Origin of the sequence: Streptomyces sp. NPDC051051, assembly GCF_040682975.1 — a bacterium.
In the GTDB taxonomy this organism is placed as follows: Bacteria; Actinomycetota; Actinomycetes; order Streptomycetales; family Streptomycetaceae; genus Streptomyces.
The window spans coordinates 1-22451 of sequence record NZ_JBFBCB010000058.1; the positions used below are offsets into that span (position 1 = coordinate 1).

19 protein-coding genes are annotated in these 22451 nt (G+C 70.5%); 8 read left to right on the forward strand and 11 right to left on the reverse strand.

From position 1 onward, the window contains the following. Nucleotides 1-88 precede the first annotated feature (88 nt). Complete coding sequence (locus AB0N31_RS31195; RefSeq protein WP_366061824.1) at nucleotides 89-1387, reverse strand: M18 family aminopeptidase; 1299 nt, start codon at nucleotides 1385-1387, stop codon at nucleotides 89-91. Nucleotides 1388-1552: 165 nt separating this feature from the next. Continuing rightward, entirely contained in the window at nucleotides 1553-3379 is a 1827-nt protein-coding gene (locus tag AB0N31_RS31200) for an acyl-CoA dehydrogenase (RefSeq protein WP_366061825.1), read from the reverse strand. Nucleotides 3380-3557: 178 nt separating this feature from the next. Between AB0N31_RS31200 and AB0N31_RS31205 the strand changes: the two genes are divergently transcribed. Continuing rightward, nucleotides 3558-4034, forward strand: a complete 477-nt coding sequence (locus AB0N31_RS31205; RefSeq protein WP_366061827.1) for an SseB family protein — start codon at nucleotides 3558-3560, stop codon at nucleotides 4032-4034. A 169-nt stretch (nucleotides 4035-4203) separates the two neighbouring features. Next, complete coding sequence (locus AB0N31_RS31210) at nucleotides 4204-5181, forward strand: pirin family protein (RefSeq protein WP_366061828.1); 978 nt, start codon at nucleotides 4204-4206, stop codon at nucleotides 5179-5181. A gap of 77 nt (nucleotides 5182-5258) precedes the next feature. Here AB0N31_RS31210 and AB0N31_RS31215 read toward each other — a convergent pair whose 3' ends face one another. Beyond that, nucleotides 5259-6233: a BRO family protein gene (locus AB0N31_RS31215; protein WP_366061829.1), complete on the reverse strand. Its 975-nt coding sequence runs from the start codon at nucleotides 6231-6233 to the stop codon at nucleotides 5259-5261. Nucleotides 6234-6424: 191 nt separating this feature from the next. Between AB0N31_RS31215 and AB0N31_RS31220 the strand changes: the two genes are divergently transcribed. Then, a complete protein-coding gene (locus AB0N31_RS31220) occupies nucleotides 6425-7537 on the forward strand; it encodes an AI-2E family transporter (protein WP_366061858.1) in 1113 nt (370 codons plus the stop codon). Here the strand turns inward: AB0N31_RS31220 and AB0N31_RS31225 are convergent. Further along, nucleotides 7441-9639, reverse strand: a complete 2199-nt coding sequence (locus tag AB0N31_RS31225) for a SpoIIE family protein phosphatase (RefSeq protein ID WP_366061831.1) — start codon at nucleotides 9637-9639, stop codon at nucleotides 7441-7443. The genes AB0N31_RS31220 and AB0N31_RS31225 overlap by 97 nt on opposite strands. Nucleotides 9640-9783: 144 nt before the next feature. Here AB0N31_RS31225 and aspS point away from each other — a divergent pair, with 144 nt between their 5' ends. The 3 genes from aspS (at nucleotide 9784) to AB0N31_RS31240 (ending at nucleotide 13705) form a co-directional block, all read left to right on the forward strand. Beyond that, nucleotides 9784-11547 (forward strand): aspartate--tRNA ligase, encoded by a 1764-nt coding sequence (aspS, locus tag AB0N31_RS31230; protein ID WP_366061832.1) that lies wholly within the window; start codon nucleotides 9784-9786, stop codon nucleotides 11545-11547. A 203-nt stretch (nucleotides 11548-11750) separates the two neighbouring features. Further along, nucleotides 11751-12161 carry a hypothetical protein gene (locus AB0N31_RS31235; RefSeq protein WP_366061833.1) on the forward strand — a complete coding sequence of 137 codons (411 nt, stop codon included), beginning with the start codon at nucleotides 11751-11753 and terminating at the stop codon, nucleotides 12159-12161. A 200-nt stretch (nucleotides 12162-12361) separates the two neighbouring features. Next, nucleotides 12362-13705 (forward strand): polysaccharide lyase family 1 protein, encoded by a 1344-nt coding sequence (locus AB0N31_RS31240; protein WP_366061834.1) that lies wholly within the window; start codon nucleotides 12362-12364, stop codon nucleotides 13703-13705. Nucleotides 13706-14069: 364 nt separating this feature from the next. Here AB0N31_RS31240 and AB0N31_RS31245 read toward each other — a convergent pair whose 3' ends face one another. The 3 genes from AB0N31_RS31245 to AB0N31_RS31255 all read right to left on the reverse strand — a co-directional run bounded on the left by AB0N31_RS31245 (nucleotide 14070) and on the right by AB0N31_RS31255 (nucleotide 16176). Then, nucleotides 14070-14417 carry a hypothetical protein gene (locus AB0N31_RS31245; protein WP_366061835.1) on the reverse strand — a complete coding sequence of 116 codons (348 nt, stop codon included), beginning with the start codon at nucleotides 14415-14417 and terminating at the stop codon, nucleotides 14070-14072. An 88-nt stretch (nucleotides 14418-14505) separates the two neighbouring features. Beyond that, nucleotides 14506-15453 carry a helix-turn-helix domain-containing protein gene (locus AB0N31_RS31250; protein ID WP_366061836.1) on the reverse strand — a complete coding sequence of 316 codons (948 nt, stop codon included), beginning with the start codon at nucleotides 15451-15453 and terminating at the stop codon, nucleotides 14506-14508. A 291-nt stretch (nucleotides 15454-15744) separates the two neighbouring features. Then, on the reverse strand, nucleotides 15745-16176 hold the full coding sequence (locus AB0N31_RS31255) for an ATP-binding protein (RefSeq protein ID WP_366061837.1): 432 nt from the start codon (nucleotides 16174-16176) through the stop codon (nucleotides 15745-15747). 154 nt (nucleotides 16177-16330) lie between these two features. Between AB0N31_RS31255 and AB0N31_RS31260 the strand changes: the two genes are divergently transcribed. Beyond that, nucleotides 16331-17206 (forward strand): helix-turn-helix transcriptional regulator, encoded by an 876-nt coding sequence (locus AB0N31_RS31260; protein ID WP_366061838.1) that lies wholly within the window; start codon nucleotides 16331-16333, stop codon nucleotides 17204-17206. Then, the gene (locus tag AB0N31_RS31265; RefSeq protein WP_366061839.1) at nucleotides 17203-17412 is read left to right on the forward strand and encodes a DUF397 domain-containing protein; all 210 of its coding nucleotides are present in this window, start codon (nucleotides 17203-17205) and stop codon (nucleotides 17410-17412) included. Before AB0N31_RS31260 ends, AB0N31_RS31265 begins: the two co-directional genes overlap by 4 nt. A 13-nt stretch (nucleotides 17413-17425) precedes the next feature. On the opposite strand, the gene AB0N31_RS31270 is transcribed toward AB0N31_RS31265, so the two are convergent. The 4 genes from AB0N31_RS31270 to AB0N31_RS31285 form a co-directional block, all read right to left on the reverse strand. Beyond that, complete coding sequence (locus AB0N31_RS31270; protein WP_366061840.1) at nucleotides 17426-17791, reverse strand: PH domain-containing protein; 366 nt, start codon at nucleotides 17789-17791, stop codon at nucleotides 17426-17428. A 90-nt stretch (nucleotides 17792-17881) separates the two neighbouring features. Continuing rightward, entirely contained in the window at nucleotides 17882-18370 is a 489-nt protein-coding gene (locus tag AB0N31_RS31275; RefSeq protein ID WP_366061841.1) for a hypothetical protein, read from the reverse strand. A 139-nt stretch (nucleotides 18371-18509) separates the two neighbouring features. Further along, entirely contained in the window at nucleotides 18510-20240 is a 1731-nt protein-coding gene (metG, locus tag AB0N31_RS31280) for a methionine--tRNA ligase (RefSeq protein WP_366061842.1), read from the reverse strand. Between the two features lie 119 nt (nucleotides 20241-20359). Then, entirely contained in the window at nucleotides 20360-22381 is a 2022-nt protein-coding gene (locus AB0N31_RS31285) for a VWA domain-containing protein (RefSeq protein ID WP_366061843.1), read from the reverse strand. Between the last annotated feature and the right edge of the window lie 70 nt (nucleotides 22382-22451).

Here is a 22451-nt window from a genome sequence, read left to right on the forward strand (position 1 = left end):
TCGGGGCGACCCTCCGCCTTGCGATCGCACGCACCAGACGCCGCCGGGCCTGCCCTTCGGGCAGACGACGCTACTTTCGAAACACGCCCTAGCCCTCCAGGAACGCCACGAGCGCGTTGGCCAGCAGGTACGGGTCGTCCGCTCCGCTCAACTCCCGTGCGCTGTGCATGGACAGGATGGCCACGCCGATGTCGACCGTGCGGATGCCGTGCCGGGCCGCGGTGATGGGGCCGATGGTGGTGCCGCACGGCATGGAGTTGTTGGAGACGAACGACTGGAAGGGCACGTCCGCCTTCTCGCAGGCGGCGGCGAAGACGGCCCGTCCCGAACCGTCCGTGGCGTAGCGGTTGTTGACGTTGACCTTGAGGATCGGTCCGCCGTTGACGCGCGGGTGGTGCGTCGGGTCGTGCCGCTCCGCGTAGTTGGGGTGGACCGCGTGCCCGGTGTCCGAGGACAGGCAGACGGTGCCCGCGAAGGCCCGTGCCCGGTCCTCGTACGACCCTCCGCGCGTGAACACCGAACGCTCCAGCACCGTGCCCAGCAGCGGCCCGTCCGCGCCGGTGTCCGACTGCGAGCCGTTCTCCTCGTGGTCGAAGGCGGCGAGCACCGGGATGTACGGCAGATCCGCGCCGCTCGTCGCGACGGCCGCCAGGGCCGCCGTGCCCGCGTGCACGGACAGCAGGTTGTCCATGCGGGGGCCGGCCAGCAGCTCCTCGTCGCGGCCGAGGTAGGCGGGCGGTTCGACGGAGTGCACCATCAGGTCCCAGCCGGCGACCTCGCCCGCGGCCAGCCCGGACTCCTCTTCCAGGAAGGCGATCAGATCGCCGTCGCGCACGTCGCCGCCGAGGCCCCAGACGGGCTGGAGGTGCCGCTGCTTGTCCAGCTTGAGGCCGTCGGTGTTGACCGCCCGGTCGAGGTGGACGGCGAGCTGCGGCACCCGCAGCAGCGGCCGGCCGATGTCGACCAGGCGGGTCGAGCCGTCGCGCAGGGTGAGGCGGCCGGCCAGGCCCAGGTCGCGGTCGAGCCAGGAGTTGAGCAGCGGCCCGCCGTAGATCTCCACGGCGACCTGGCGCCAGCCGTGCGCACCGGTGTCGGGCAGCGGCTTGACGCGGAGGTTGGGGGAGTCGGTGTGTGCGCCGATGATCCGGAAGGGGGTGTGCGGCGCGGCGCCCTCGGGGACGTACCAGGCCACGATCGCGCCCCCGCGGAGCACGTACTTTCCGCCGCTCGTCCCTTCCCAGGCGTCCGTCTCGGCGACCTGGCGGAACCCTGCCTTCTCCAGCCGTTCGGCGGCGGTCGCCACGGCGTGGTACGGCGAGGGGCTCGCCGTCAGGAAGGACATGAGGTCGTCGGTGTGGCCGCGGTCGAAGCGGGAGGGTTCGCTCATGGGGTTCACCTTAACGACGTACGAAAGCCCGCTCCCGGTGATGGGGAGCGGGCCTTCGTGTGGACGGTGTGGAGTTCGGGCAACCGTGCCGAAGCGGACGGGCGCCGGTCCGGACGGTGCCCGCGGGCACGCGTACCGGCGTGTGCCGGTGCGCGTGCCGGGGGTCTAGAAGGCGGCCTCGTCCAGCTCCATCAGGTCCAGCTCGACGCCGGTGGCGATCTTGCGGGCCAGGGTGACGCCCGGCAGGACGTTGGCCGCGAAGAACTTCGCCGCGGCGATCTTGCCGGTGTAGAAGGCCACGTCCTTGGCGGAGGCGGTCTCCAGCTTCTCCGCGGCGATCGCGGCGCCCTTGAGCAACAGGTAGCCCACGACGACGTCACCGGAGGCCATCAGCAGGCGGGTGGTGTTCAGGCCCACCTTGTAGATGTTCTTGACGTCCTGCTCGGTGGCCGCGAGGTCGGTCAGCATCAGGCCGACGATGGCCTCCAGCTCGACGGCGGCCTTGGCCAGGTGCTCGCGGGCGCCCGCCAGCTCCTCGCCGCCCGTGCCGAGCTCCAGGAACTTCTTGATGTCCTCGGCGAGGGAGTTCAGCGCGGCGCCCTGGTTGCGGACGATCTTCCGGAAGAAGAAGTCCTGGCCCTGGATCGCGGTGGTGCCCTCGTAGAGGGTGTCGATCTTGGCGTCGCGGATGTACTGCTCGATCGGGTACTCCTGGAGGAACCCGGAGCCGCCGAAGGTCTGGAGCGACTGGGCGAGCTGCTCGTAGCCCTTCTCGGAGCCGTAGCCCTTGACGATCGGCAGGAGCAGGTCGTTCAGCGCGTGCTCGGTGGCGGTGTCCTCGCCGTTCGCCTCCTTGACGGCGATCGCGTCCTGGATCGAGGCGGTGTAGAGGACGAGGGCGCGCATGCCCTCCGCGTACGCCTTCTGCGTGATCAGCGAGCGGCGCACGTCGGGGTGGTGGGTGATGGTGACCTTGGGCGCGGCCTTGTCCATGAAGTTCGCCAGGTCGGGACCCTGGACGCGCTCCTTGGCGTACTCGAGGGCGTTGAGGTAGCCGGTGGAGAGGGTGGAGATGGCCTTCGTGCCGACCATCATGCGGGCGAACTCGATGATGCGGAACATCTGCCGGATGCCGTCGTGCTTGTCGCCGATCAGCCAGCCCTTGGCGGGGTGCCGGTCGCCGAAGGTCATCTCGCAGGTGTTGGAGGCCTTCAGGCCCATCTTGTGCTCGACGTTGGTGGCGTAGACGCCGTTGCGCTCGCCCAGCTCGCCGGTCTCGAAGTCGAAGAGGTACTTCGGGACGAGGAAGAGGGACAGGCCCTTGGTGCCGGGACCGGCGCCCTCGGGACGGGCCAGCACGTAGTGGAGGATGTTCTCCGACATGTCGTGCTCGCCGGACGTGATGAAGCGCTTGACGCCCTCGATGTGCCAGGAGCCGTCCTCCTGCCGCACGGCCTTGGTGCGGCCGGCGCCCACGTCCGAGCCGGCGTCGGGCTCGGTGAGGACCATCGTGGAGCCCCACTGCTTCTCCGCGGCGAACTTCGCGATGTGCTTCTGCGTCTCGTTGCCCTCGTCGTAGAGGATGCCCGCGAAGGCCGGGCCGGAGGAGTACATCCACACGGCCGGGTTGGCGCCGAGGATCAGCTCCGCGTACGCCCAGATCAGCGACGGCGGCGCGGTGGTGCCGCCGATCTCCTCGGGCAGGCCGAGGCGCCAGTACTCGGAGTCCATGAAGGCCTGGTAGCTCTTCTTGAAGGACGCGGGGACCGGCGCGGTGTTGGTCTCCGGGTCGAAGACCGGCGGGTTGCGGTCGGCGTCCGCGAAGGACTCGGCCAGCTCGTTCTCCGAGAGGCGGGTCAGCTCCTCGAGGATGCTTTTCGCGGTCTCGGTGTCCATCTCCTCGAAGGGGCCGGTGCCGTACAGCTTGTCGCGCCCGAGTACTTCGAAGAGGTTGAACTCGATGTCGCGGAGATTCGACTTGTAGTGCCCCATGGCGACTGCGCTCCGTAGAGAGAGATCGGCGAGGCACTTGATCCTCGCGCTAGTTCACGTACCGACAAGTAGCTCCGATGATGCTACCCGTCGGTAATAAGACGCAACCCCCACTCGGCCAAGTGTGAGAAGGGTCTACCCACGGACGCCGGGTTCCCCCCTCGGTACGCTTGCGCCCATGTATGGATACGGCCAGCCCATGGACGGTGGCGCCGCGCAGCAGCAGTACGCCCAACCGCAGCAGCCGGGCGGCCTCGGCGGATACGGTCAGCAGCCGCCCCTGTACCCCGAGCCGTCCCCGCCCTCGCTCGCGGACGCGGTGCGGGCCTTCACCACCGGGCAGCTGGCCGCCGAGGACTTCCAGCAGGTCTTCGCCACCTCGAAGGTCTACTGCCCGCGCGGCGACAACCCCGGGTTCCTCGCCCTGCACAACACCCAGCAGCCGGTGATCCCGATGTTCACCACGCTCAAGGAGCTGCGCCGATACGCGGGCAAGGAGTCGAAGTACTTCGTCATCACCGGTGCCGAGGTGCTCGACCTGCTGCCCACCGGCTACGGCTTCGTCCTCGACATGGAGGGCGAGCACCGGATGGTCTTCGACGCGAAGGCCGTCGAGCAGATGGTCGACTTCGCGATGCGCCGGATGTACGGCTGACGACTCGCCGTCCGGCCGGAGGCGGGGACGCCCCCGCCCGGCGACGGACGCTGATCGCCCAGATGGCACGGGCCCGGAGGGAATGTCCTCCGGGCCCGCGTCGTTCTGGGTGGCAGAAAGTTCAATGCTCAACTAAACTGGGACGTACGCCGCCCAAGGAGGTACGGACATGCCTGCAGTGACCGTCGAGAACCCGCTGACCCTGCCCCGTGTGACCGCGCAGGCCGACGCCGTGGCACGTCCCGTGCTCACCGTCACCACCGCGCCCAGCGGTTTCGAGGGCGAGGGGTTCCCGGTGCGCCGGGCCTTCGCGGGGATCAACTACCGTCACCTCGACCCGTTCATCATGATGGACCAGATGGGTGAGGTGGAGTACGCGCCGGGAGAGCCGAAGGGCACCCCGTGGCACCCGCACCGCGGCTTCGAGACCGTCACCTACATCATCGACGGGATCTTCGACCACCAGGACAGTCAGGGCGGCGGCGGCACCATCACCAACGGCGACACCCAGTGGATGACGGCCGGTTCCGGCCTGCTCCACATCGAGGCCCCGCCGGAGTCCCTGGTGATGTCCGGCGGGCTCTTCCACGGCCTCCAGCTGTGGGTGAACCTCCCGGCCAAGGACAAGATGATGGCCCCGCGCTACCAGGACATCCGCGGCGGCAGCGTCCAGCTGCTCACCTCCCCCGACGGCGGCGCCCTGCTGCGCGTCATCGCCGGTGAGCTGGACGGCCACGCCGGGCCCGGCATCACCCACACCCCGATCACCATGGTCCACGCGACGCTGGCGCCGGGTGCGGAGATCACCCTGCCCTGGCGCGAGGATTTCAACGGCCTCGCCTACGTCATGGCGGGCAGGGGTTCGGTCGGCGCGGAGCGCCGCCCGGTCCACCTGGGTCAGACCGCGGTCTTCGGCGCCGGCGGTTCGCTGACCGTCCGCGCGGACGAGAAGCAGGACTCCCACACCCCGGACCTGGAGGTCGTCCTCCTCGGCGGGCAGCCGATCCGCGAGCCGATGGCCCACTACGGCCCGTTCGTCATGAACACCCGCGACGAGCTCCAGCAGGCGTTCGAGGACTTCCAGAAGGGGCGCCTGGGCACCGTCCCGGCGGTGCACGGGATGTCCGAGAGTGGCCCGCAGGCCTGAAGAAGCCGCTAACGTACGAGAGGGCCCGAAGCCGCAACTTCGTTTTGCGGCTTCGGGCCCGTCCTCGTCGGGCGCCCCTACGGCAGCACGTAGACGGGTGCCCCGTCCGTGGAGCAGCCCGTCTGCCGCATGCAGCCGCGCTTGAGCAGTGTGCGCAGGCAGTCGTGGACGCGAGCGGTGGACAGCCCCGTGCGAGCGGCGATCTCCTCCATGCGGTAACCGGCCTCGCCCCGGACGAGCGCGGGCGCCAGGCAGGCCGCCACCGCGTGGATGTCCTCGGTGAAGACGAGGTTCTTGGCCTTCCAGGAGGCGAGGAGCTGCTGAGGCGTCAGCTTCGGTTCGGGGTGGCTTCCCCTGAGGACGTGCGCGATCTCCTGGAGCGCCTCGGCGATCTGGTCCTGACTGCGGACAAGCGCGGTCTGACTGCGGGCGATGGCCTGCTGGCTGCTCGCGATCGCTCGCCGGCTGCGGCTGATCTCTCCCAGGAGTTCGGTGTGCTGCTCCTGGGCGGCCGCCAGCATCTCGTCGGCCTGGATGTTGCGCGTCTCCAGCCGCACGATCGCGTCGGCGACCTGCCGGGGCATGACGTATGCGGTGCCGCCGGTGGGTGCGGCGGGCTGCACGGCGGCCGGTTCCAGGGAGTAGGAGCCGTCGCGCTGGATGGTGGCGATGACGTCGCAGACCCAGGTCTTGAAGGGCTGGGACTCCGGCTTGGTGCAGCCGTTGACCAGCCGGATGAGCCCTGGGAGATTCACGAGATTCATGTCTCGACGCCACTCCCGACCTGCGGGAATGTCGAGAGTGTGCTTCAGGAGCACACTCTCGACACTGGCGAAGTTGGCCTTGTCGGCGATGTTCCGCAGAGCGGAACCCACATGGGAGTAGCCCAGGTTTCTGCACACGTCGACGGCCGGGAACCAGTGTGTGCCGTCCGGCGTTGTCAGCCTCCGCACCCGCGCGCCGGTAGCCGCGAACACGAAGTCACTGATCTCGATGGCGTCCTGCCGCCGCGTTGCCGTCCGGTCCGACGGCATGTCGTTCTGCTCGTACATCGAGCATCACCTCCGTCTCGGAAAGTAAGGAAACGGAGGTTCAATTGGTGTGCAGAATGGGTATGTTCACTCCTCTGTGCGCTGATGTATCGATTCTGTCGAGCGGCACGACCGCCTGACCAGGCGTCACTCACCCGTCCGGTCCGTCCGCGCAGGACAACCCGCGGAGCGCGTGGTCGGCTGGACGCGTGCTGTCGTCGCTTCCCGCCCCCGTCCGCCGTCTCGCCGCCTGGTGTGTGGTGATCCTGCTGGTCTCGGGGGTCGCGTACGTCGGGATCCGGCTGTGTGCGGAGTTCCGCACGGCGGTCGTGCCGGTGCTGCTCGCGTTGCTGGGGACGGCGTTGCTGGGGCCGTTCCACCGGCGGCTCGTCAGGGCGGGGGTCAACCGGTCGGTGTCCGCGGGGGTCACGTGCCTGGCGGTTCTGGCCGTGGTGGGAGGGGCCGTGTACATCGTCGTCGTCGCGCTCGTGGACAGCGGGGACGAGATCGTCGCCTCGCTGAAGGAGGCGGCGCGGGGGATCGCCGAGCACTTCGGGGCCGCCGGGACCTCGCTCGACGACATGGCCTCCAACGTCCGGGAGCTGGCGACGAAGTTCGGCGGGACGGCCGCCTCCGGGGTGATCAGCGGGGTGAGCGTGGTGGGCGAGAGCCTCGCCATGGCCGTCCTGGCGCTGCTGCTCGTCTTCTTCTTCCTGCGGGACTCCGACCGGGTCGTGTCCACGCTGCGGGCCGCCGCCCCGGACGGCACCGCCGACGGCCTGGAGGCGATGGCGCGGCGGGCCTTCCAGGCCGTCGAGGGGTTCATGCGGGGGACCTCGCTCATCGCGTTCATCGACGCCGTGTGCATCACCGTCGGGCTGCTGGTCCTCGACGTGCCCGGCGCGGTCGGGCTGGGGGCGCTCGTCTTCGTCGGTGCGTACGTCCCCTATCTCGGCGCGTTCCTCTCGGGGGCCGTCGCCGTGCTGGTCGCGCTCGCCGACCGGGGGTTCGTCATCGCGCTGTGGGCGCTCGGGGTGGTGCTCGCCGTGCAGGTGCTGGAGGGACACGTACTGCAGCCGGTGATCCAGAGCCGGACCGTTCAGATGCATCCGGCGGTGGTGATGCTCGCGATCACCGCGGGGGCGTCGGTCGCCGGGATCCTCGGCATGCTGCTCGCCGTGCCGCTGACGGCGGCGGCGTTCGGGGTGCTGTACGAGCTGCGGCAGCGTTACGCCGCCCCCGGCTCCCCGGGGGCCTCACCGGGCGGTCCCGCGGCGCCGTCGTCGCCGGACTCCCCGTCCGCACCGCCCGCCACCGGCTCGTAGAGCTCGAACCAGATGGTCTTGCCCTCGCCGCGCGGGGACACCCCCCACGCGTCGGCGAGCAGTTCGGTCAGGACCAGGCCGCGGCCGGACGAGGCCAGTTCACCGGGGCGGCGCTTGTGGGGCAGGGAGTCGCTGGTGTCGGTGACCTCGATCCGCATCCGGCGTTCGCCGGGATCGCCGGCCACCTCCGCCACCAGCAGCGCGTCGTCGTCGGTGTGCACGAGGACGTTCGTCAGCATCTCGGAGACCAGGAGGACGGCCGAGTCGACCTGGTCGTCGCTGGGCCAGTCGTGCAGCAGCTCGCGCAGTTGCCCGCGGGCCTCGGCGATCCGCTCGGGTTCGGCCTGGGCGATCGTCAGCATGGAGCGCCGCAGGGCCGGGCGGGCCGGTGCGGCGGCGCTCGGACCGCCGCAGCCCCCGCCGTCCCGGCGGCAGACGAGCAGGAGGGCGATGTCGTCCTCGCGGCGGTCGGCCAGCGGACCGGTGGTGTGGTGCGACGACGGCCCGTGCACCGCCTGGACCAGCGCGTCCGCCAGCTCCTCCAGGCCGCCCTCGTGCGTCTCCAGGGTTTTCCGGACGCGCCGCCAGCCGGTGTCGAGGTCGTGTCCGCCGGTCTCCAGCAGGCCGTCGGTGCACAGCATGAGCGCCTCGCCGGGCTCCAGGCCGAGACGGCTGACGGGGTAGTCGGCGTCCGGGTCGATGCCGAGGGGCAGCCCGCCGGCCGTGGCGCGGACCATGACGGTGCCGTCGGCCATCCGGATCGCCGGGTCCAGGTGCCCGGCGCGGGCGGTGGTCAGGACGCCGGTGACGGGGTCGACCTCGACGTAGAGGCAGGTCGCGAAGCGCAGATCGGAGTGGGCCTCGTCGGTGTGGGTGAGACCGTAGAGGAAGCGGGAGGCGCGGGAGAGGACGGCGTCGGGGCCGTGGCCCTCGGCCGCGTACGCCCGCAGGGCGATGCGGAGCTGGCCCATGAGGCTCGCCGCCCGCACGTCGTGGCCCTGTACGTCCCCGATGACCAGCGCGAACCGTTTGCTGGGCAGCGGGATCAGGTCGTACCAGTCGCCGCCGACCTGGAGGCCGCCGCCGGTCGGTATGTAGCGGGCGGCGAGGGACATGCCGGGGATCTCGGGGCCGAGGCTGGGCAGCATGGAGCGCTGCAGCCCGTCCGTCAGCTCCCGCTGGGTCTCGGCGGCCCCGGCCCGGGTGAGGGCCTGGGCGAGCATGCGGGCCACGGTGGTGAGCACGGACCGCTCGTCGGGGGTGAACGCCACGGGGTAGGCGAAGGCGGCCATCCAGGCGCCCATGGTGCGTCCGGCCACCGTCAGCGGCAGGTACGCCCAGGAATGGCGGCCGAACTGCGCGGCGAGGGGCCAGGTGAGGGGGTAGCGGGACTTGTACTGCTCGGGCGAGGAGAGGTAGACGGCCTTGCCGGTGCGGACGACCTCCGCCGCCGGGTAGTCCGTCTGGAGCGACATCTGGGTGAAGGGGTCCTCGTCGCCGTCCTGCTGTCCGTGGTGCCCGATGATCGTCAGCCGGTCGCCCTCCACGCCGAACACGGCGAGCCCGTCCGGGGAGAAGCCCGGCATCGACAGACCGGCCGCGACCCGCAGCACCTCTTCGGTGGACCGGGCCTCCGCCAGCGCCCGGCCCGCGTCCAGCAGGAAGGCCTCACGTGAGCGGCGCCAGTCGCCGGTGACGGCGCTGCGGCCCGCCGGGGTGCCCGGCGAGGGCTCGGTGACCTCCTGGAGGGTGCCGATCAGCTCGTACGCCTTCTTGACCCGGTCGAAGGACGGCTTGGAGCGGCTGCGGACGACCCGGACGATCCGCCCTCGGTCGTCCATGATCCGGATGCGGACCTCGGCGAGGGTGCCCTCGGCGACGGCCAGCTGGACCACGCCGGTGATCTCGTTCCAGTCGACGGGGTGCAGCCGGGCCCTGGCCTGGGCCTCCGTGAGGACGGTGCCCTCGGCGGGCAGCCCGAGCAGCCGGGCCGCCTCGGCATCGACCGTGACCAGCCCGGTGGCGGTGTCCCAGTGCCACAGGCCGGTCGCGAGGGAAACCAGGACCTCCCCCACGGCGGGCAGAGGCTCGCCAGTGCGCATTGCCCCACTTTAAGAACATGCGATCGAGGATTGCCACCGATCGCCGGGCCCGTAATGGGGGGAGCCGATCATGGGGCGCCCGGTACCCTGGGGGTTGTTTCACGTGAAACATGCCCCCGATCCGCGAAGACTGGATGAACGACGATGCATCGGTACAGGTCCCACACCTGCGGCGAGCTCCGCGCCTCTGACGTCGGCACCGACGTCCGGCTGAGCGGCTGGCTGCACAATCGGCGCGACCTGGGCGGCATCCTCTTCATCGATCTGCGCGATCACTACGGCATCACGCAGCTCGTCGCCCGACCGGGCACGCCCGCGTACGAGGCCCTCGACAAGCTGACCAAGGAGTCGACGGTCCGTGTCGACGGCAAGGTCGTCTCCCGCGGCGCCGAGAACGTCAACGCGGACCTGCCCACCGGTGAGGTCGAGGTCGAGGTCGGTGAGGTCGAGCTGCTCGGCGCGGCCCAGCCGCTGCCCTTCACGATCAACACCGAGGACGGGGTCAACGAGGAGCGGCGCCTGGAGTACCGCTTCCTCGACCTGCGCCGCGAGCGCATGCACCGCAACATCATGCTGCGTACGGCCGTCATCTCGGCGATCCGTCACAAGATGACGGCGCTGGGCTTCAACGAGATGGCGACGCCGATCCTGTCCGCGACCTCGCCCGAGGGCGCCCGTGACTTCGTCGTCCCCTCCCGCCTGAACCCGGGCAAGTTCTACGCCCTGCCGCAGGCCCCGCAGCAGTTCAAGCAGCTGCTGATGATCTCCGGCTTCGACCGGTACTTCCAGATCGCGCCCTGCTTCCGGGACGAGGACGCCCGCGCGGACCGTTCGCCGGGCGAGTTCTACCAGCTCGACGTGGAGATGTCCTTCGTCGAGCAGGAGGACGTCTTCCAGCCGATCGAGAAGCTCATGACGGAGCTGTTCGAGGAGTTCGGCAACGGCCGGCACGTGACGTCCCCGTTCCCGCGCATCCCGTTCCGGGAGGCGATGCTGAAGTACGGCTCGGACAAGCCGGACCTGCGGGCCCAGCTGGAGCTGGTGGACATCACCGACATCTTCGAGGGCTCCGAGTTCAAGGCCTTCGCCGGCAAGCACGTGCGCGCCCTGCCGGTGCCGGACGTCGCGGCGCAGCCCCGCAAGTTCTTCGACCAGCTCGGCGACTACGCCGTCACGCTGGGCGCCAAGGGCCTGGCCTGGGTGCGCGTGGCGGAGGACGGCTCGCTGACGGGCCCGATCGCGAAGTTCCTCACCGAGGACGACGTCGCCGAGCTGACCAAGCGGCTCTCCCTCGCCGCCGGGCACGCCGTGTTCTTCGGGGCGGGCGAGTTCGACGAGGTCTCCAAGATCATGGGCGCCGTGCGGGTCGAAGCCGCCAAGCGGGCCGGACACTTCGAGGAGAACGTCTTCCGCTTCTGCTGGATCGTCGACTTCCCGATGTACGAGAAGGACGAGGACACCGGCGCGATCGACTTCTCGCACAACCCCTTCTCGATGCCGCAGGGCGGCCTGGAGGCCCTGGAGACCCAGGACCCGCTGGACATCCTGGGCTGGCAGTACGACATCGTCTGCAACGGCGTCGAGCTGTCCTCCGGCGCGATCCGCAACCACGAGCCGGAGATCATGCTCAAGGCCTTCGAGATCGCCGGCTACGACCGGGAGACCGTCGAGGAGAAGTTCGCCGGCATGCTGCGCGCCTTCCGCTTCGGCGCCCCGCCGCACGGTGGCATCGCCCCCGGTGTCGACCGCATCGTCATGCTGCTCGCGGACGAGCCGAACATCCGCGAGACGATCGCCTTCCCGCTCAACGGCAACGCCCAGGACCTGATGATGGGCGCGCCGACGGAGCTGGAGGAGGCCCGGCTGCGTGAGCTGCACCTGACGGTGCGCAAGCCGCAGCCGAAGTAGACGGTGTGACGTGAGTGGCCCGGAACCGACGTCGGTTCCGGGCCACTTCCGCTTTTCCGGGGAGTGACGGCTGCCGCCCATGGTGGCGGGCCGGCCTCTTGCGGAGACCTCACCGGCGCCCCACAGGAACCCCGGAGCCCGTCCACAGCGGGGCGGCGTCTCATGGGAGGCACAGGCGGGTGCGGTGAGGGAGGAACGCAGGCATGGGGTTCATGGTCGTGTTGTCGGTGGCGCTGCTCGTCGGCGCGGTCGCCGCGGTCGGCGCGGTCTCCGGGACGGCCGCCCGGCGCCGCTCGCGGCGGCCTCGTCCCCCGTCCGGACTGGACGCGGAGGCGGAGGCCAACCAGTGGCTCGTACGCCTCGGCGCGGGCCTGGGTCCGCCGGACGCGCGGGCCTGGGCGGGCGCCGGCGAGGACACGGCACGGGCGCTGACCAGGGCGGCGGAGTGCCACCGCGTGGCACGGGCGCGGCTGGCGGAGGCCCGCACGGCGGCGGAGTACGCGGAGGTGACGCAGGTGGCGCGGGAAGGGCTGGACCATCTGCGGAGAGGGCGCGCCGGACTGGGCGGGGAGACGGCGACGGCGCCGGGGCCCGCGTCCCCTGCGGCGGGCTGACGGCGGGAGAGGGCACGTGCGGCCGTACGCCCCGAGGCGTCGCGGCGGTGGACGCGGCGGAGCCGGGCCGGAGGGGGCCCGAGGGGGACGGAGCCGAGCCGGAGGGGGCGGAGAAAAAACTTTCCCCCACACGGCAACTCTTCACCGGGCGGCGACCACTGACAGGACGTAACCCCGCTCCTCCCCCGTAAGGATCCACCGTGGCAGCTCCCTCCCACCGCCGGTCCCTCCGCTCGCGCCGTGCCCTGGTGCTCTCCGCCGCCGTCGTGGCCGCGGGTGTCGGCGCCGGTGTCGTCGTGATGAACGCCAACGCCGGGACCGTCGACCTGTACCACCAGACGCTCGCCGCCAAGGACGGCTGGGCGTCGTCCGGTACGGGCACCACCGGTGGTGCGAAGGCCGACGCCGCTCACACCTTCACCGTCTCCACCCGCGCCCAGCTGGTGAAGGCGCTCGGTTCCGCGAGCGACACCACGCCCCGGATCATCAAGGTCAGCGGCACCATCGACGCCAACACCGACGACTCCGGCAAGAAGCTGACCTGCGCCGACTACGCGGCCGGCACCGGCTACTCGCTGTCGGCCTACCTCAAGGCCTACGACCCGGCCACCTACGGCCGTTCCAAGCTGCCCTCCGGCACGCAGGAGAGCGCCCGGGCCGCCGCCCAGAAGAAGCAGGCCCTCAACGTCACGTTCAAGGTGCCCGCCAACACCACCATCGTCGGGGTGCCGGGCACCGCGGCCGGCATCACGGGCGGCATGCTCCAGGTGCAGAACGTGGACAACGTCATCGTCCGCAACCTGGCCTTCGCCGCCACCGAGGACTGCTTCCCGCAGTGGGACCCGACCGACGGTGACGACGGCAACTGGAACTCCAACTACGACTCGGTGACCCTGCGCGGGGCGACCCACGTGTGGGCGGACCACAACACGTTCACCGACGGGCCGCACTTCGACAGCGCCAACCCGAAGTACTTCGGCCGCGAGTACCAGATCCACGACGGCTCGCTCGACATCACCAAGGGCTCCGATCTGGTGACCGTGTCGCGCAACCAGTTCACCAACCACGACAAGACGATGCTGATCGGCAGCAGCGACACCGACAGCGTAGGCAAGCTGCGCGTCTCCATCCACCACAACGTGTGGAAGGGCATCGTCCAGCGCGCCCCGCTGGCCCGCATCGGCCAGATCCACATCTACAACAACTACTACGACGTCACGACCCTCAACGGCTACGCGCCGCAGTACAGCATCAACTCCCGCGCCAAGGCCCAGGTCGTCGCCGAGAACAACTACTGGAAGCTCCCGTCCGGCGCGAAGGCCGCCAAGCTCCTCAGCGGCGACGGCACCGGCTCGGTCAAGGGTTCCGGCAACCTGGTCAACGGCACGGTGACCGACCTCGTCGCCGCCTACAACGCCGCCTCCTCCAAGGACCTGAAGACCACGGTCAACTGGACCCCGACCCTCACGACGGGCCTGGAGACCTCGGCGGCCAACCTGCCGACGTCGCTGGCCACGACGACGGGGGCGGGCGTGCTCAAGTAGGGCACCCGAGACACGCGAGGGCCGGGAGACCACGAGCCCCCGGCCCTCGCGTACCCATGCGGTTCGCGGGGCGCGGTGCACGTGGGGTGTTCCTTCCCGGGAACAGTGTTCTCAGAATCCCAGGTAGGTGATCTGGACGACGTAGACGCGTTCGCTGCGTACGACGACCTGGTATCCGAACATGCCGCCGGGGACGATGACGTCGCCCCCTTCGGGTCGATGCCCTCGTGGGCCCGGCCGTGAAGGTGGACGGCTTCGGCGGCTCTGACCAGCTCGTCCGCCTTTCTCTCCACACCGGCGAGGAAGGCGGCGAGTGCGGTGCGGACGGTTTCCTCCGCGCCGAAGGCGTACTCCTACTTCCAGCTCAACCGCCCACTGCCTTCATGGCTTCGTCCAGGACGGCGCTCAGCTCCCGCAGAGCCTCCTGGGCGATGGCTGGGTTTTCGTGCTCCAGCCTGCTCTGTGCCCGGGCGAAGCGGGAGGACAGGTCGGAACGCCGGGCGATCTCGATGTCTCGGGCCCAGGTGAGGACCCAGCTCCGCACAGGGCTGAGGGACTGCCACTCCACGGCTTTGGCGAAGGCACCGTCCTTCGTGGCCTGCATCTCGTCCAGACGACTGGGATCGACGACGGCGATAGCCGTGCGCAGGGCGTCAGGAGTCTGCTCGGGACGCGGGATCAGCTCGTGCCCGTGATCGGCCTGAGTGCTCATGATGTCCTCCACAGGGTGCCCTGACCAGGGCATCCGGACGGGGCCGCGGAGGGCCGGACCGGGAACCGGGCAGGCCGCGAGCGGCCTGTCACGGTCGGCTCTGTTCAACGAGGGACGGCTCGTCGGTTCCGGCGTCGGGAACACCGGAACCGACACCCGCTGAGGCGCATCCCCGGCAGTGGTGCGGGTCGGGGCCTCGGTAGCCGAGGCCGCAGGTGTCGCAGAAACGCAGGGGGTGCCGGACGGGCGGTGGCGGCTCGGGCGCTCGGTACGGCGGGAGGGGCGGCAGTTTGGCCGTCAGGCGGTGGGCCAGGAAGGCGGCGGGCCGGACCAGGGGTTCCAGGGGCAGGTCGCGGGCCAGGGCCTTGCGTACGGCGGTGGGGGTGAGGTCGCGCTCCAGCCAGGCGGCGACGCCGGGGGCGAGGTGTTCGGCGTCGGTGGCGGAGAGCAGCAGGCGGGGGTCCTCGCGGCGCAGGCCGGCGAGGACGTCGGTGGCCGTGCGGAGGAGGTCGGGCGAGGTGTACGAGGGTTTCGGCACGGCGGGAAGGGCCGCGCGGCGCGGGGGTTTCTGCTGCGGGGCGGCGGCCGCGCGGCGGGCCGGAGGCTCGGTCGTCTCGCCCGCTCCGGACGCGTCGTCGCCTCGGCCGGGCTGGTTGCAGGAGACGGTGCGGGTGACGATCCGGCCGGTCGGGGTGCGTTCGCGGGTGCGGCGCAGGTAGCCGTGGGTTTCGAGTTCGCGCAGCGCCGCGGCGATCCGGGTCGGGCCCTCGGGGAAGCGGGCGGCCAGGGTCTTGATGCCGATGGGGGCGCCGGTCGGGAGGGACTGGATGTGGCAGGCCAGTCCGATCGCCAGCAGCGACAGGTCCGAGTGCTGCGCGAGGTGGTTGCCGATCACCGTGAAGCGGGTGGTGTGGCGGGTGTTGTCGTGGGTGACGCCGCCGGGGTGGCCCTTCGTGTGGGCGTGCCGGTAGGGGTGGTTTTTCCCGCCGATACGGGACTGGGCGTGCGGGCGCACGCTAGGGTTTTGGGTGTCCATCGGGAAGGGTCGACTTCCTTGGTGGTCAGGCCCTCGCAGTGGGATGCCAGTCCCGGCGAGGGCCGTTTGCGTGTCTGGGGCTATGTGCCGTGCTGCGCTGAGCGTAGGGCAGGCAACCCGTCATAAATCCAATCCAGTTGGTGATGTTCACTCGCGAGAGTGAGCCTGCGCCGTGGGCGGGAGGGGTGGGGCTTGGTGGGGTTTCTTTCCCTCTCGTGGTCCTTGGAAAAGACGGCCGACGGCACCGGAACCCACGCGGTCGGGTTCCGGTACCGGTGACGTTTCCGCTGGTCAGAGTGGCGGTAGATCGAGTTCTGCCCATACGGTCTTGCGAGGAACCGGCCCCAGCTTCACGCCCCAGCGGTCGGCGAGGGCCTCGACGAGGAGCAGGCCGCGTCCGGACTCGGCGTCGGGGGCGGGCCGCCGGCGGTGCGGGAGGTCGTCCCCGCGGGTGTCCGTGACCTCGACGCGGAGGACCGCGCCGCGGGCCAGGAGGACGAGGCGGAAGTCGCGTCCGGGGAGCCGGGCGTGGGTGGCCGCGTTCGTGGCGAGTTCGGCGACGAGGTGTTCGGCGGCCTCGGTGACGCGGTGGGGCAGGTCCCGGTCGCGCATCCAGTCCGTGGCGAGCAGCCGCGCGAGGCGGGCGCCGCGGGGCGTGGGTGACAGGAGCACGCTGAAGTGGTCGGCGGACGGGAGGAGTTGGGTGGACTTTTCGCTGTTCACGGGACCGAGCGTGGTCGTACGTGCTTACCGTGAACAGTGACAGCGCTGATACGTAGGGTGACTGTCCGGAGCTTGTCGGCTGTTGTCCGGACCGTCGGAAACGGGCCTACGGGTAGGGGCGTCACGGCACGGCGGTACGACAGAGGGGTGCGGTATGTCGGTGGACGGTGAGGCGGTACGGCTCCGGACCGAGGCGGACGAGCCGGGGTGGGAGGTGGACCCGGACGACGAGTGGGGCGTGGCCGTACTCGCCACGGTGGGAAGGCAGTTGAGGCTGCGGCGGGAGTCGGTGGGGATGCGGGCCGCCGACTTCGCGGTGGCGGTCGGGTACGGAGAGGACCTCGTCTACAAGGTCGAGGGCGGCAAGCGGATCCCCCGGCAGGAGTACCTGGACAAGGCCGACGAGGTGCTGGGCGCGTCCGGGCTCGTCGCGGCGGCCTGGGAGGACGTGAAGAAGGTCCGGTATCCGAAGAAGGTTCGGGAGCTGGGGAAGCTGGAGGGCAAGGCGGTCGAGATCGGGGTGTACGAGTGCAGCATCATTGCGGGGCTCATGCAGACCCCCGAGCATGCGCGCGCCCTGATCCAGGCTGCGCAGCCGCCGTACTCACCGGATGACGTGGACCGCATGGTTGCAGCTCGGTTGGCCCGTCAGTCGGTCTTCGACCGCACCCCGGCCCCGTCGATCCACTTCGTGCTGGAAGAGGCACCGCTGCGTCGGCAGGTTGGGGGCACAATGGTGTGGCGACAGCAGCTCGAACGCCTTCTGGATATTGGGCGGTTGCACAACGTCACACTCCAGGTGATGCCGACGAACACCGAGGCCCACCCAGGACTGGACGGCAGGATCGAACTGCTGAAGTTCCCGGACGGTACGGCGGTGGGGCGTTCCGACGGTGCGTTCAGCGGGCGGCCGATCACCGATCCCAAGCAACTGCGCATCCTTGAACTGCGGTATGGCACCATCCGGGCGCAGGCTCTCTCACCTCGGGAGTCGCTGACCTTCATCGAGCAATTGCTGGGAGAGACATGATGCGCAAGGCATCCGCCGGGGACGCCTCCGAACTGGCGTGGTTCAAGAGCAGCTACAGCGGCGGTACGGACGGCAACTCCTGTGTCGAGCTTGCCGTCACGTCCCGCACCGTGCACGTCCGCGACTCCAAGCACGTCGAAGGCCCCCGTCTCGCGCTCTCCCCCGACGCCTGGGCGGACTTCGTGGCGTACACCTCGGCACGCTGACGGTCGGGACCGGCTACCGCGTCACGAACTGCGTCAGGATCGCCTGCACCTCGTAGATGTCCACGCCCTTGGTGAACGTCTTCTGGATCGGCGTCGCCGCGCCCGACACCCAGATCTTCAGCTCGGCGTCCAGGTCGAAGGTGCCGGCGGTCTCCACCGCGAAGTGCGTGATGCTGCGGTACGGGACGGAGTGGTACTCCACCTTCTTCCCGGTGATGCCCTGCTTGTCGACCAGCAGCAGCCGCCGGTCGGTGAACAGGATCGTGTCCCGGATCAGCAGATACGCGGCGTGCACCTGCTCCCCCTGCCCCAGCAGCCGCGCGTAGTCCTGCTGGGCCGTTCCGGAGTCGATGGTGTGCGCGTTGCCGAAAAGAGCCATGAAGGTCCCCCACTGTGTCGTCGGTGTCGTAGTGGGGGACGCCGCCGGGATGCCGAACAGTTGCGCGGCCGTGCCGGGCGGGTGATCCCGTCAGGTGTCGTACGTGCCGTTCCACGGTGCGCCGAAGCCGAGCCGGTCCGGGTACAGCTCCGCCCAGTCCTCGCCCTCGTCGCCGTCCTCGTCCTTGCGGATCACCAGGCCGAACAGCACGTCCTCGTGGGTGACCTGGAAGGGGCGGACGGCGATGTCCGTGTAGGAGCGGCGGGGCAGGCTGCGCAGGAGGCCGGCCAGGCGGACGCGGGCGCGGGTGAGGGGCGAGTCGTCGCCGTGGGGGTCGCGCTGCTGCTGCGCCCAGGTGCCGGCGCACCAGATGTCGGAGTCCCGGTAGCGGCCCTCGGCGTCGAAGGTGTGCAGCACGGTGTAGAGGCGCTTGTGCTCCTCCCAGCCGTCGTCGGGACGGAAGCCCTGCGGGAAGGCGTACGTGACCGACGCGAGGAACTGGCCGTCCGCGTACCGCCCGATGGACTCGGTGCGGTGCTTCGGCTGGTAGGCGATCGGAACGACCTCGGGAACTGCCATGGCGGAAACCATACGGCTTGACGGGAACACGGCGGAGCGGGGGACCCCCCACGGCTGCGTCCTCACGCTCCGTCCCGCCCGGCCTCCGCTCCGGCCGCGGGAAGGGGGACGCGTTCCGTCTCCCTTCCCGCACGGTGCGTCACTCGTCGACGCCGCCGAAGCGCTCCTTGTACGTCTCCAGGTCCTCGTCCGTGAGCTTGGCGAAGAGGACCGGGGGGACCGTGAAGGGGGTGCCGGCCGGGACCGCGGTCAGGGCCTTCGCCTCCGCCTCGGTGACCCACGTCGCCGTGTCGGAGGGGAGGGAGAACGCCCCCCGCATGACCTTCGCCGTCGCCGGGATGAACGGCTCCGAGACCACCGCGTACAGGTGGATCAGGTTCATCGCCGTGCGCAGCGTCAGGGCCGCGGCGTCCTTGTCGGTCTTGATCTCCAGCCAGGGGGCCTTCTCCTCCAGGTAGGAGTTGCCCGCCGACCACAGCGCGCGCAGCGCGGCGGCGGCCTTGCGGAACTGGAGCGCCTCCATCTGCTCCTCGTACTCGGCGAGGAGACGCGCGATCTCCGTGCCGAGCTTCGCCTCGGCCTCGCCGGGCGCACTGCCCGCCGGGACCTCCTCGCCGAAGCGCTTCCTGGAGAACGACAGCACGCGGTTGACGAAGTTGCCGAGGGTGTCGGCGAGGTCCTTGTTGACCGTGGCCGTGAAGTGCTCCCACGTGAAGGACGAGTCGTCCGACTCGGGAGCGTTGGCGATGAGGAAGTAGCGCCAGTAGTCGGCGGGCAGGACGTCCAGCGCCTGGTCGGTGAAGACGCCGCGCTTCTGGGACGTGGAGAACTTACCGCCGTAGTACGTCAGCCAGTTGAAGGCCTTGACGTAGTCGACCATCTTCCACGGCTCGCGCACGCCCAGCTCGGTGGCGGGGAACATCACCGTGTGGAACGGGACGTTGTCCTTCGCCATGAACTCCGTGTAGCGGACGGGGTTCTCGCCCGTGTCGGCCTCGTACCACCACGACTTCCAGTCGCGGACCTCTCCGTCGGGCGCCGCGTCCGCCCACTCCTTCGTCGCCGCGATGTACTCGATCGGGGCGTCGAACCAGACGTAGAAGACCTTGCCCTCGGCGGCCAGGTCCGGCCAGGTGTCGGCCGGGACCGGGACGCCCCAGTCCAGGTCGCGGGTGATCGCGCGGTCGTGCAGGCCCTCCGTCAGCCACTTGCGGGCGATGGAGGAGGCCAGCTGGGGCCAGTGCGCCTCGTGCCGGGACACCCACTCCTCGACCTCCTGCTGGAGCTTCGACTGGAGGAGGAAGAGGTGCTTGGTCTCGCGGACCTCCAGGTCCGTGGAGCCGGAGATCGCCGAGCGGGGGTCGATCAGGTCGGTGGGGTCCAGGACGCGCGTGCAGTTCTCGCACTGGTCGCCGCGGGCCTTGTCGTAGCCGCAGTGGGGGCAGGTGCCCTCCACGTAGCGGTCCGGGAGGAAACGGCCGTCGGCGGGCGAGTACACCTGCCGGATCGCCCGCTCCTCGATGAAGCCGTTCTCGTTCAGGCGGCGGGCGAAGTGCTGGGTGATCTCGACGTTCTGCTGCGAGGAGCTGCGGCCGAAGTGGTCGAAGGCCAGCGCGAAGCCGTCGTAGACCGCCTTCTGGGCGTCGTGCGCCTGCGCGCAGAACTCCGCCACCGGCAGGCCCTGCTCCTTCGCCGCCAGCTCGGCCGGCGTGCCGTGCTCGTCCGTCGCGCAGATGTACAGGACGTCGTGGCCGCGCTGGCGGAGGTACCGGGAGTACACGTCCGCCGGGAGCATGGACCCCACCATGTTGCCCAGGTGCTTGATTCCGTTGATGTACGGAAGGGCGCTGGTGATGAGGTGTCGAGCCATCGGGGGCTGCTCCCAGGTTGCTATGTACGGAACTCAAATCGTAGCCGACACGGGTACGCCGCCCGCCTCCCGTTTTACGGGGTGGGAAGCGGGCGGCGTACGGGAGGTGTTCGCCGGGCCTACGGGCGCCAGGTCGCCAGTACGCCCTCGTACAGCTCCTGGTCCGTGAGCTCCAGCGGAGTCGGGCCCGCGTGGAAGAACGCCGTGTTGCCGGTCTTCAGCTTGCGGAGGTAGTCGAACGCCTTGTTGTCGTGCTCACCGAAGGCGACGAAGGAGAAGAAGAGGGTGGGGTGGCTCTCCGCCGCGTCCGCGAGGGACTGGGTGGCGGGGGTCTTGGCGTCCGGGGCGCCGTCCGTCTGGAAGACCACCAGGGCGGGGCGGGACGTCGCGTGCTTCCCGTGGCGCTTCTCGTGGCGTGCCACGACGGCCTCCACGGCGACGTGGTAGCTGGTACGGCCCATGCGGCCCAGCTCCGCGTGCAGGTCGTCGATCCTGCTCTCGGGGTCGGTGAGGGCGAGGTCGGCGGTGCCGTCCAGCTCGGTCGAGAAGAAGACGACGTGGACGGTGGGGGCCTGGGCCGGGGCCTCGGTGAGGTGGGCGGCGAGGGCCAGGATCTGGTCGGCCAGGGCCTGGACGGAGCCGTCCTTGTAGTAGGGGCGCATGGACGCGGAGCGGTCCAGGACCAGGTAGACGTCCGCCTCGGCGGTGGTGAGGTCCAGCTTGGCGAGGGTGGCCGCGGCTGCCCTGTGGGCGGTGGTGAGGTGGGGCGGAACGGTGGGCTCCGCGGTGGGCTCCGCCGGTTCGGGGGCCTCCGCCTCGGCTTCGCCTTCGGCGGGGTCGTTCCCACCCGCACCACCCGTGCGGGTCTCGATGTCGTCTGCGGGTGGCCCCTGTGGGGCGTCCTCGCCGTCGGCGGCCTCGGGCTCTGCCTCAGCCGTGTCGCTCTCGGCCTCCGGCTTCGCCTCGATCTCGGTCTCCGCCTCGGCCTCCGGCTTCGCCTCGGTCTCGGGCTCGGGCTCGGGCTTCGCCTCGATCTCGGTCTCCGCCTCGGCCTCCGGCTTCGCCTCGGTCTCGGGCTCGGGCTCGGGCTTCGCCTCGGTCTCGGTCTCCGCCTCGGCCTCCGGCTTCGCCTCGATCTCGGCCTCCGCCTTGGGCTCGGGCTCTGCCTCGGGCGTGACCTCTGCCTCCGCCTTGGGCTCGGGCTCTGCCTCGGGCTCGGGCTCGGGCGTGACCTCTGCCTTCGCCTCCGCCTCCGCCTCGGGCTCGGCCTCCGTCTCGGGCTCCGCTTCAGGCTCGGGCTTCGTCTCGGCCTCGGGCTCCGCCTCCGGTGCGACCTCTGCCTTCGTCTCGGACACTGCCTCGGGCTCGGCCTCGGGGGTGACCTCGGCTTCCGCCTCGGGGACGGTCTCCGTCTCGGCCTTGGCCTCGGGCTCCCCCTCGGGGGTGCCCTCCGCCTCCGCCTCGGCCTCGGGCTCCTGAGTCGCCTCCGCGACCTCCGCAGGCTCCGTCGTCTCCGGAGCCTGGTCCTCGGTGGCCGGCTCGGCCACGTCCTCGGTGGCGGGCTCCTCGACCGCGGGTGCAGTCGTCTCCGCGACCGGCTCCGCGACAGCCGGCTCGTCCTTCTCGGTGGCCGTCCCGGTGACCGGTTCGGCCGTCGGCACCTCCGGCTCCGCGACCGGCTCGGTCACCGTCTCCGGCTCCCGCTCCCGCTCCTCCGTGGTCGAGGGCTCCTCCGCGGCCGAGGACTCCTCCGGGGCGGGCTGCTCCTCCGGGGTTTCGGTCTTTGCGGCCGGCTCCTCCGAGGGCTCGGGCTTTTCCGAGGTCAGGGAGGCTTCGGTGGTCGTCTTCGGGAGGGTTGCCAGGTCCGGGACCGTGACGTTGTCGAAGGCCGCCGCGACCAGTTCGTGTTCTTCCGCCGCCGTGCGGGGCTCGGGGACCTGGGCCGCCGGCTCGGGCGCGGGGGTGGGGACGACCGGGGTGGGGGTCGTCGGTTCGGTCGTGGTGGTCGCTTCCGTCGGCTGCGGCTCGGGGTGGTTCGCGGGTTCCGGCTGCGAAGGAATCCGCGCCGCACCCTCCGCCTCGGCGGTGCGCCCCTTGCGTGAACGGCCGAATGCGTTCCGCAGGAGAGTGAGAATGCCCATGTGCGCAACCCTTCGCGTGAGTTGTTCCCGTCAATCCCTGGCCAGGACGGACACGTAAGGTTAGCGGCCT